This is a genomic window from Pseudoalteromonas sp. APC 3691 (assembly GCF_030408135.1).
Taxonomy (GTDB): domain Bacteria; phylum Pseudomonadota; class Gammaproteobacteria; order Enterobacterales; family Alteromonadaceae; genus Pseudoalteromonas.
Map to the genome: position 1 here is coordinate 1 of NZ_JASDCB010000095.1, position 10,097 is coordinate 10,097.

At 37.8% G+C, this 10,097-nt stretch carries 7 protein-coding genes; 5 read left to right on the forward strand and 2 right to left on the reverse strand.

Annotation, left to right across the window (positions count from 1 at the left end):
- Window positions 1-261 precede the first annotated feature (261 nt).
- Window positions 262-1,815: an AbgT family transporter gene (locus QL998_RS19375; protein ID WP_024604103.1), complete on the forward strand. Its 1,554-nt coding sequence runs from the start codon at window positions 262-264 to the stop codon at window positions 1,813-1,815.
- 903 nt (window positions 1,816-2,718) lie between these two features.
- On the opposite strand, the gene QL998_RS19380 is transcribed toward QL998_RS19375, so the two are convergent.
- Window positions 2,719-4,563 (reverse strand): DEAD/DEAH box helicase, encoded by a 1,845-nt coding sequence (locus tag QL998_RS19380; protein ID WP_024606656.1) that lies wholly within the window; start codon window positions 4,561-4,563, stop codon window positions 2,719-2,721.
- Window positions 4,564-4,723: 160 nt separating this feature from the next.
- A complete protein-coding gene (locus QL998_RS19385; RefSeq protein ID WP_290193319.1) occupies window positions 4,724-4,987 on the reverse strand; it encodes a GrxA family glutaredoxin in 264 nt (87 codons plus the stop codon).
- Window positions 4,988-5,245: 258 nt separating this feature from the next.
- Between QL998_RS19385 and QL998_RS19390 the strand changes: the two genes are divergently transcribed.
- The 4 genes from QL998_RS19390 (at window position 5,246) to QL998_RS19405 (ending at window position 9,720) form a co-directional block, all read left to right on the forward strand.
- Complete coding sequence (locus QL998_RS19390; protein ID WP_290193320.1) at window positions 5,246-6,283, forward strand: response regulator; 1,038 nt, start codon at window positions 5,246-5,248, stop codon at window positions 6,281-6,283.
- A 22-nt stretch (window positions 6,284-6,305) separates the two neighbouring features.
- On the forward strand, window positions 6,306-6,917 hold the full coding sequence (locus QL998_RS19395; RefSeq protein ID WP_290193321.1) for an isochorismatase family cysteine hydrolase: 612 nt from the start codon (window positions 6,306-6,308) through the stop codon (window positions 6,915-6,917).
- Window positions 6,910-8,001, forward strand: coding sequence for a PAS domain S-box protein (locus QL998_RS19400; protein ID WP_290193322.1), 1,092 nt, complete (start codon window positions 6,910-6,912; stop codon window positions 7,999-8,001). Before QL998_RS19395 ends, QL998_RS19400 begins: the two co-directional genes overlap by 8 nt.
- 63 nt (window positions 8,002-8,064) lie before the next feature.
- Window positions 8,065-9,720, forward strand: coding sequence for an ATP-binding protein (locus tag QL998_RS19405; protein WP_290193323.1), 1,656 nt, complete (start codon window positions 8,065-8,067; stop codon window positions 9,718-9,720).
- Window positions 9,721-10,097: the final 377 nt, after the last annotated feature.

Below are 10,097 nucleotides of genomic sequence, written 5' to 3' on the forward strand. Positions count from 1 at the left end.
TTTGAGGAGCTTGGTTTATATCCAATAGAAAAAGTGAATGCGGGATGGCTTGCTTTATCAGCGTTTAGGAAATAAGTTGATAAAATGTGAAGGGTACAGGAGCCGTATACGAGGTCCGTACGTACGGTTCTGTGAGAGGGATGAGGCATAAGCCTCACCCTACTCGATGTGCCCAAAACTTTTAAAGTAGATTTTCATGTTAATTTACTGTTTTGTTTTTATGCGATATTGTTACTAAAAATAAACTTAGGAACAATAAGAATGAGTAATAATCAAGACGCTTTACCTTCAGGGGTTGTTGCGCGTTTTTTAAATTTTGTTGAGCGGGTTGGCAATAAGCTTCCAGATCCAGCCGTAATATTTCTGTTTGCAATGTTATTAATTTGGTTTTTGTCGTGGTGGTTTTCAGGCGTAAGCTTTGATGCAATAGACCCACGTACCGGTGAAGCGATTATTATTAATAATATGCTGGCAAGTGATTCGCTCGCTACTTTTTTATCCTCTATGGTAAAAACCTTTACCGGCTTCGCTCCCTTAGGTGTCGTTTTAGTAGCTATGTTAGGTGTAGGTGTTGCAGAGCATTCGGGCTTCATTAATACCGGTCTTAAGTTAATGCTTAAAGTTACTCCTAAAAAGCTATTAACGCCTTCAATCATTTTAGTAGCCATTGTGAGCCATACCGCTACTGACGCAGGTTATGTATTAGTTATTCCACTTGCCGGTGTTATATTTTATGCTGCAGGACGCCATCCGCTTGCGGGTATTGCAGCTGCATTTGCTGGTGTGAGTGGTGGTTTTGGGGCTAACTTTATTCCATCAGGGATTGATCCATTGCTACAAAGCTTTACCCAAAGTGCGGCGCAAATAATTAATCCTGCAATGACAATTAACCCGTTAAATAACTGGGCATTTGCTTCAGCATCTAGCTTATTTATTGTGGCATTGGGCTGGTATATCACCGATAAAATTATTGAACCACGTTTACAAAAAACAGCGGTTGATGGTGCTAAAGAGGATTTACCTGTATTTGAAGATGCACGTAGTGATGAAAAACGTGCCTTTTATATAGCCAGTACCGTGATGATTGCTGGACTTGCGTTATTAGCATTTGTCTCTGCTCCAGACGATTCTGCAATGCGAAGTAGTGATGGATCCCTTACTAATTTTAGCTCTCCTTTAATGCAATCAATTGTACCACTAATATTTTTACTTTTTTGGATTCCGGGCACTGTATATGGCTTTACGGTAGGTACCTTTAAAACCTCAAAAGATATGATTGATGCTATGAGTAAAGCGATGAGCGGCATGGCATATTATATCGTCATGGCGTTTTTCTGTTCGCTATTTATTGCTGCATTTAGTAAATCAAATTTAGGTGCACTGCTCGCAATTGAAGGTGCGCAGTTATTAAAGGCGATGGAATTGCCAAGTGCAGTAACGGTTGTAGGCATTATCTTTTTAACTGGCTTTGTTAACTTGTTTGTAGGTTCAAGTTCAGCAAAATGGGCGTTACTTGGCCCCATTTTTGTACCAATGTTAATGCAACTCGGTATTTCGCCAGACTTAACTCAAGCCGCTTATCGTGTAGGTGACTCAAGCTCTAATATTATTACACCGTTAATGCCATACTTCCCATTAGTGGTGGTGTACTGTCAAAAGTATGTCAAAGGCACCGGTATAGGCACTTTAATTGCTATTATGCTGCCGTACTCAATTGCCTTTATGATTGGCTGGAGTATCTTTTTATTAGGTTATTGGGCACTTGGTATTCCTTTAGGTTTAGATGCAAGCTACATTTATCCAGCATTGCCTTAGCTTAAACCTTTATGAACCTCACTCACTTGAGTGAGGTTTTTAAATAAAAGTCCTGTAATGTAAAAGTAAGTCTAAGTTATCTTTCTAAATCTCTCACTATATAGCCAAATAAGCTGGCCTCTCCAACAATATACACATAATTATTTTTGTTGTTCATTATTGTAGACTTATCGTCATACCACCTAAAATCATGAATCTTATTCGTTTTAGGGTCTTTGAAGTATAAACGAGTACAGCTATCTTCATACTCAGTGCCACACTCTTGTACATCGGTCAGGATGTATTCTTTATACCAATAGTCGCCTTGTGTGTAGTAAGCCCATAATTTAATAGGATCAGAGATAAAAACATAGAGTATTCCAAAGATTAATAAAGGGGATAATGGGTACATGAAAATGGATGCTAATTTTATTTTAGTATCTGAGAAATTGTATTTAAGTGATTCTCTATATTTACTGCAGCGTTTATATTTATTGAATATAAGTATATTTAAATAGATAAATAGTGCACAACAGATAATAGGGAGGGTTATAAAGAAAACAGCGTCGTATAGTTCATTTGAGATGAATGGTGGATCTGTAAAGTCCATTAAAATAGGTATAGTGATGCATAATAAAATGGGGAGTACTATTGCTACAAAGAGCAAGTTGTCGTAAATCTTTTTCAATTTTTAATTCGTCCGTGAACTATAGCCTTTGTCTAGTTTACAGAATTTTTGTTATTTTAAAAATCAGAGAAATGTATTTATAGGCATTAAGCAACCCGAACTCAGGCTAAAAAAACTATCTCAAGCCGCTATTGAATTGACGCGAAAGTTTACTTTGTTTTCACTGTAGCAGCAGCTTAAAAACAAAAAAACCTTGTCACTTTCGTGGCAAGGTTTTTTTATTAAAGAGTCGTTGCTTATTTAGCTGTGAAGCTTACAGGGCGACGTTCTTTACGAGGACCGCTGCGCTTATCACCGCGTGCGCCGTCATCTTTATTAAAGCTGCGTTTCTTATCACCAGCTGGACGTTCAGAGCGTTCGCCACGTGGTTCAGCAGGACCTTGATCAGTTGTAATTGTTAAGCCCATAGGGCGTTTACAAATAAACACTTTTTGGAAGTGATCAAGTACATCTTTAGGCATGTTTTGCGGTAATTGAACCGTGCTGTGATTGTCGTGTAGACGAATATCACCAATAAACTTGCTTGAGATGTCAGCTTCGTTAGCGATAGCGCCAACAATATTTTTAACCTGAACACCATGTTCACGACCTACTTCGATACGGTAAGTATCCATAGGACCTGCATCACGGCTGTTACGTTCGCGAGGTTTACGCTCAGCGCGTTCACCACCACGTTCGCCGCCACGTTCGTTACGACGTCCACGGTCACCACGATCGTTGCGTGAATTGCGGTCGTTACGCTCGTTACGTTCACGAGGTTGAATCTTAACTTCTTCAACTTTAATTGGCGACTGTTGCTGTGCTAAACACAGTAACGCACCCGCTAAGCTTTCAAGAGGAAGATCAAGTTTTTCAGCCATGTTAGTAGCTACTTCATTGAAGAACGTGATGTCTTTGTTTTCAAGCGCAATAGTTAATTTTGCTTGTAACGCTTCGATACGTTTTTCTTCAACAATTTTTGCTGTAGGTAATTCAACTTGAGCAATTTCAGACTTCGTATGACGAATGATATTTTTAAGTAAATAACGTTCATTATGTTTTACGAATAAGATTGCTTTACCAGTACGACCAGCACGACCTGTACGGCCGATACGGTGAACGTAGGCTTCAGAATCTTGTGGGATATCGTAGTTGATAACTAAGCTTAAACGGTCAACATCTAGACCACGTGCCGCTACATCTGTTGCAATAACAATGTTTAGCATGCCACTTTTTAAGCGATCTACAGTGCGTTCACGTGCTTGCTGGTTCATGTCACCGTTAAGTGGAGCAGCAGAGAAACCTTCGCGCTCTAATAACTCAGCAAGTTGTACTGTATCGTTACGCGTACGTACGAAAACAATAGCACCTTCATATTGCTCAGCTTCTAAGAAACGAACAATTGCTTTATTTTTATGTACGCTTGCATTCCAAAACACTTGCTCAACAGATGATACTGTAGAGTTACGCGCAGAAATATGAACCTGTTCAGGATTGTTCATATACTTGCTGCTGATGTTTTGAATTTGCTTAGGCATAGTCGCAGAGAAAAGACATGTTTGCTTTTCGCGCGGTGTTTTTTCCATGATGCTTTCTACATCATCGATAAAGCCCATACGTAACATTTCATCGGCTTCATCAAGTACAAGAGCTTGTAGAGCATCAAACTTGATAGTGCCACGGTTAATGTGATCGATTAAACGACCTGGAGTTGCAACAATAACCTGAGCGCCACGACGAAGTGCGCTTAGTTGGATACTGTAGCTTTGGCCACCATATAGTGCCAATACTTCAATACCACGAACATGTTTAGCATATTGTTCGAATGCCTCAGCAACTTGGATCGCAAGCTCACGTGTTGGTGTGAGTACAAGGATCTGTGGCTGTTTCACAGACGGGTCAATATTATTTAGTAATGGCAGTGCAAATGCTGCGGTTTTACCTGTACCCGTTTGAGCTAGTCCCAGTACGTCCTTTCTTTCTAGCAATAACGGTATACATTGAGCTTGGATTTCAGATGGTGTCTTGTAACCCAACTCTTCAACTGCCTTCAAAATTGCAGGAGAAAGATTTAGAGATTCAAACGTGACTGGTTCTGACATTAATACGCCTCAACGAATTTAAAGAGGCGCGCATTATATAGGATTCGCGAGGCAAATGCTTGTATAAATTGAAACTAATTTCTATGTGTTTGATGTTGGTCGAAATTTAACCAGTTTGATTTGGGGTTTATTAAACTGGTTAACATATTTAATACAACGCTTATTTGTACAAACTTAGGTTTTCTTTTGCGTAAGCTTCAAATTCTGTAAATCCACCGATGTGATTTTGATCCACAAAAATTTGTGGAACGGTAGGGCAAGGTTTACCTGCTGACTTTTCAAGGTCGGCTTTACTAATGCCTTCTTTAATTATATCGATGTAGCGAAATTTAAAGTCATCACGTTCATTTGATAGTTGCTGCGCAACATCTTTTGCACGAACACAATATGGACAACCTTCACGGCCAAAAATTACAGTTAACATAGTTTTCTCCTCAATTTTATTATAATCAGTTTAAATGATTGAAAAATTATTTAAAGCAAAAAAAATCGATTGCACCATTCTAATAAAAACCATAAATCAAATATTGCATAGCAATATGATTTGCAAAATGCGAATGAAAGACTAAAACACTGTCTGTCTAATACCTAAGTATATGAATGCAATTGTGTTTACAGGAATTAATTTGTGGCACATAACTTGATAATTAAGAGCTGTACATTGGGTTAACGAGAATACTTTATGAACATTAATAGTCACGTTTTAGAAATTATCCAAGGGGTAATCGGTAAACATTGTGAAACCCAAAATAGAAATTTTTCAATTACTTTAATTAACAAGTTGCAATGTAACTACGTTTGTTTGCAAATTCCTCTTGAGCAAATGATTGCGCAATGCGAGGAGTTTCTCATTCCAGCGCTAGCATCCGTAAAGCAGAGCTTTTTACTTAACCTAGAAGCAAATATACAAGGGGTTAGTCTTCATTACCAGATTGATGGTTCTGAGCAAGTAAGCACGCTGGATTTTCACGGGCTTTTAGCTACAAAAGAGTCTGTTAGTTTGGCGCTTGATATTAGCCAAAATATAGACGTTCTAACTGATTGTGAGGCGTTATTTAAAAGTTGTTTAAAAACATCGGATAAAACCCATGATCGATATGGCTTAAATTTTAAATTATTCAATAGCACTTTTAAGGAAACGGTACAGATTGAGGATTTACGTCATCTTAGTGGTGACGCGCTAACTGACAAACTAAATGGTGATAGCATAAATAGACACATAAAGTTATGCACTATTAGCGATATTAGTGGGCTGAGCCAAGAAAATAAACTATCTCAAAAAATATTAGGTTGGCCATTTTTTGATACTGACCTCATTACCATTTTAACAACATTTCATACGCAAACACGTTTATCTGTATTAGTGGCGGATGATAGCTTACCAAGCCAAATTGCAACAAAAGTAATGCTCGAAATGCTGGGCTGCTTAGTAACATGTGCAGGGAATGGCGCTAGTGCTTTAACGCTTGCTCAAAATGAACCATTTGATTTACTGCTCTTAGATGAGCGCATGCCAGGAATGTTTGGCAGTGACGTTGCACAGCAATTGGGGAGTCAAAATACACCTAATAATGATACACCCAAAGTTATTTTAACGGGGCTAACAGGGGATGAGCAGATAGCTGAGTTATTTGAAAAAGGAATTACGCACTATTTACAAAAGCCAGTGACCAAAGCAGTGCTCGAAAAGTTTATTAAACCTTGGCAATTAGCGTCTTAAATTGGTTAATAAGGTGGCAATGATGCATGACTTTTCTAAAACAGCGCTTATTTTGATTGGTTTTCAAAATGATTACTTTTCACCAAAAGGTATTTTGTATGACGTGGTTGAAGAGTCGTCAAGAATTACTGGCGTGGTAGAAAATACACTCTCTTTATTGACCGCCTGTGCAGAGCAATTTGCGTTAGTTGTTAATACACCCATTCATTTTACACAAAACTACAGTGAGCTTAAAAATCCGATTGGCATATTAAAAGCTATTGCAGATGTGGGCGCATTTAAAGCAGGTTCGTATGGCGCTCAAACCATTGAGCAGCTAGATTTTTTTAGCAATGTTATAGAAGTGGTGCCTGGGAAAAGAGGTTTAAATGCTTTTACACATACTACTCTAGCGCAAAAGCTCAAAGAACATGGTGTCACTAATGTAATTTTAGCCGGTACGGTGACTTCTATTTGTATTGACTCAACTGCGCGTACGGCTGTTGAACTTGGTTTTAACGTCACTATTTTAAGTGACTGCACATCGAGTCGCACTCCTTTTGAACAAACTTTTTACTGTGAAGAGGTTTCCCTTCTTTATGCACGAGTTTGTCAGAGTAATACTTTTATAAAGTATTGGAGAGATCATGAATAATAATGATGAGCTACAAGTTCAAATCCAATATGCACTAGTTGAAAAACTTTCCAATAGTAATCGACGTCAAGCAAAGCTATTAGCTATTTTAGATGAATGTATTTTTGAGTGTGATAAGCATTTAAATCTTACCTATATTAACGAAGCATGGGAGAAGAAACTAGGTTACTCAAGCGATTCATTAATTGGTTCTAATATTACTAAGTTAATGAATTGCGATGATATTATGCATTTTGTTGCATACAGTTGTTGTTTGCTTGAAGGAAAGCAGACTCCTAGTGTAGAAATACAAATAAAAAATAGTCTCGGACTCTTAAACTGGTTTGAGTTGAGGCTAGTTTATGATGAAAAAAGCGGTTTTATAGGTTCACTCTATGACATTCAACGTCATAAAGACTCACAACTTTTGCTTACACAACAGCAAAAATATGTAAAACGCTTATCGCTTGTTGCGAGCCATACAAATAACTTAGTAATAATTACAGATAAATTTGGCGTAATTGAGTGGGTTAACAATAGTTTTGAAGTACTTACAGGTTACACCTGTGATGAGGTTATAGGGACCAGTCCTGGTCATTTACTGCAAGGGCCAAAAACATGTGAAAAAAGCCGTAAGGTCATGTCTCATGCCGTAAAAAATGGACTTCCTTTTCAAGTTGAAACTACAAATTACGATAAAAACGGTAATATTTATTGGGTTGCTATTGATGCAAACCCAGTGCGAGATGATGAAGGCCAAGTAAAGCACTTTATCGCTATAGAAACTAATATTACGCAGCGAGTTAAAGCCGAACAAGCAATGGCAGAGATAGAATATAATTATCACTCTGTCGTTGATAATATCCCTGATATTGTTTTACGCCTTGATACATTTGGCAATCTATTATTTATAAATCAAGCATGGCAGCGAGTTCTACACAGCAAGGTAGATGAGAGCCTTGGCTTACCTATAATTAAGTTTATAGCAAAAGAAGATGTAGAAAAAATTAGTAGCACTTTACTTGATTATAAACAAGGTAAGCGTGACATTCGTCGCTTTGATATACGTTTAATTAATGCACAAGGTATAAATAACTGGGTCTAAATTACACTTACTCCAATTGTTGGTGGCTACGAAAGTGATTTATCATCAATTGCTGCGACACTTGTGGATATACAAGAGCGTATTGAAAGCGAGCAAATATTACTTGAAGCTAAACATCAGGCAGAAACCCTAGCGGAGTCAAAAAGCCGATTCATGGCAAATATTAGCCATGAAATTCGCACGCCATTAAATGCTGTGATTGGATCTGCAGATATTTTGCATCATACCGGTTTAACTTCTGAACAAATGCGCTATACACAAATGATTAAAACAAGTTCTGACGCGCTATTAAGTGTATTGGACGATGTATTAACGTACTCACGTTTTGAAGCACAAGCCATAACACTAAATAATCAGCCATTTAGTATTGATACGTGTATTGAAGAAGCAATAGATATAATTTCCCAAAGTGCTTTACAAAAAGGGCTTGAGGTTATTTTTGATTTTTATCCTGATGTACCAGCTCAAGTAATTGGTGATCATGCCCGTATAAGACAAATAGTCATAAATTTATTAGCCAATGCGATTAAGTTCACTCAACATGGTGTAATAACGGTTACTGTTAAGTGCACTCATATTGAAGGTAATAATTTAAACCTTTATATATCTGTAAAAGACACGGGTATGGGAATTGCAAAAAATAAAATTGACAGTATGTTTATGCCTTTTATTCAATCCGATAATTCAATTACTCGAAAGCATGGTGGTAGTGGCTTAGGGCTTGCGATATGTAGGCAAATTTGTGATGTAGTAGGTGGAGATATTTCGGTTAGTTCTGAGTTTAATAAAGGAAGCGAGTTTATAGTTAATTACCCGCTGCAAATAGACACAACTGACTCAATTTTAAGAGAAGGGTTTGCAGCACGAAGTAAAAAACCAAAAGTATGGATAGTAGGAAGTCACGAAATTCTAAAAACAGCCTTGGAGCATACGCTCACTCGGTTTTCTATCACTTTTGAACATTACGAAGTATGCCCAGATATACCCAAGTACGATAGTTTTCCTGATGCAATTGTACTAACTGATCCTCAAATGTTAGCCCAAACACGCGAGCGTATAAATACATACAACTCCCTTAATTCACCGTGTTTACTCATCCTAGATTTGCTAGGTAAAAGCTTATTACCGCAAAATATTAACGACAGAGAGCTTAGGTTAAATGGCCCTTATAAAGTATCGCATGTACTACGGGCAATTAGTTTATTAGAAGAGCAGCTGTTTCATTTGGATATTATATTTACCAATCGTGAGCAAAAAGAAACTTTAGAAAGCTCCTTAGGGTTAACTCAGTTAAGCGGAACCAAGGTATTGGTTGCTGAAGATAATACGAATAATCAAATTGTAATTCGGCAGTTTTTAGAACAAAAAGGTTGCCGTGTACATATTGTTAGTGATGGTCAAGAGGCAATAATCAAGGCGCAAAACGATGAAATTGATATTATTTTTATGGATATCCAAATGCCAATACTCGATGGGATTTCTGCAACTAAAGCAATCAGAAAGTTAGGTATAGCCACCCCCATAATAGCACTCACTGCAAATGCGATTCATGGTGATAAAGATCGATTTATAGACGCGGGGATGAATGACTATTTAGCTAAGCCAATTGTAAGTGAGACACTTTATTTATTACTTGATAAATATGCCCCAGAGCAGGTTATTGAATCTAAACATTTAAAGCTCTCTCGTTTAGCGCAAGTGTGGGAAAAGCTGAGTTGAGCAATGAAGGCTAGGGTTTGTTAAACGTTTAGGGTTAAGTTTGTAGCAGTGTGTTTGGTATTTAGGCAAAGTTGAGCCTATGCAGTGTGGTTATTTTCCATAAATGGGCGATAACGTAGCATTAATGCCAAACAGGCGCTGCCCAAAGGTTTCTTCCTAAGGGCTATTTACTCTTTGTTGCCAACATGGATGTAGGTAAGGGGCGTGAGCAGAACGCGGAAGCTTTGCTCGGTCTTACATCGATGTAAGTCTGTCTCTTATACACAAGTCTTTGAATATCGTTAAGTCTGTGATCTAATCGATCATCATCACTCATAGATTTATCGTATGCACACAAACACTTCTGAAGAATGGGCTCAATTAATTTTTGGTAACGC

What these genes read in the sequence shown, in the direction of transcription:
- QL998_RS19395 (WP_290193321.1), top strand. Translation starts at nt 6,306, where the DNA reads ATGCATGACTTTTCTAAAACAGCGCTTATTTTGATTGGTTTTCAAAAT.
- QL998_RS19375 (WP_024604103.1), top strand. Translation starts at nt 262, where the DNA reads ATGAGTAATAATCAAGACGCTTTACCTTCAGGGGTTGTTGCGCGTTTT.
- QL998_RS19385 (WP_290193319.1), bottom strand. Translation starts at nt 4,987, where the DNA reads ATGTTAACTGTAATTTTTGGCCGTGAAGGTTGTCCATATTGTGTTCGT.
- QL998_RS19390 (WP_290193320.1), top strand. Translation starts at nt 5,246, where the DNA reads ATGAACATTAATAGTCACGTTTTAGAAATTATCCAAGGGGTAATCGGT.
- QL998_RS19400 (WP_290193322.1), top strand. Translation starts at nt 6,910, where the DNA reads ATGAATAATAATGATGAGCTACAAGTTCAAATCCAATATGCACTAGTT.
- QL998_RS19380 (WP_024606656.1), bottom strand. Translation starts at nt 4,563, where the DNA reads ATGTCAGAACCAGTCACGTTTGAATCTCTAAATCTTTCTCCTGCAATT.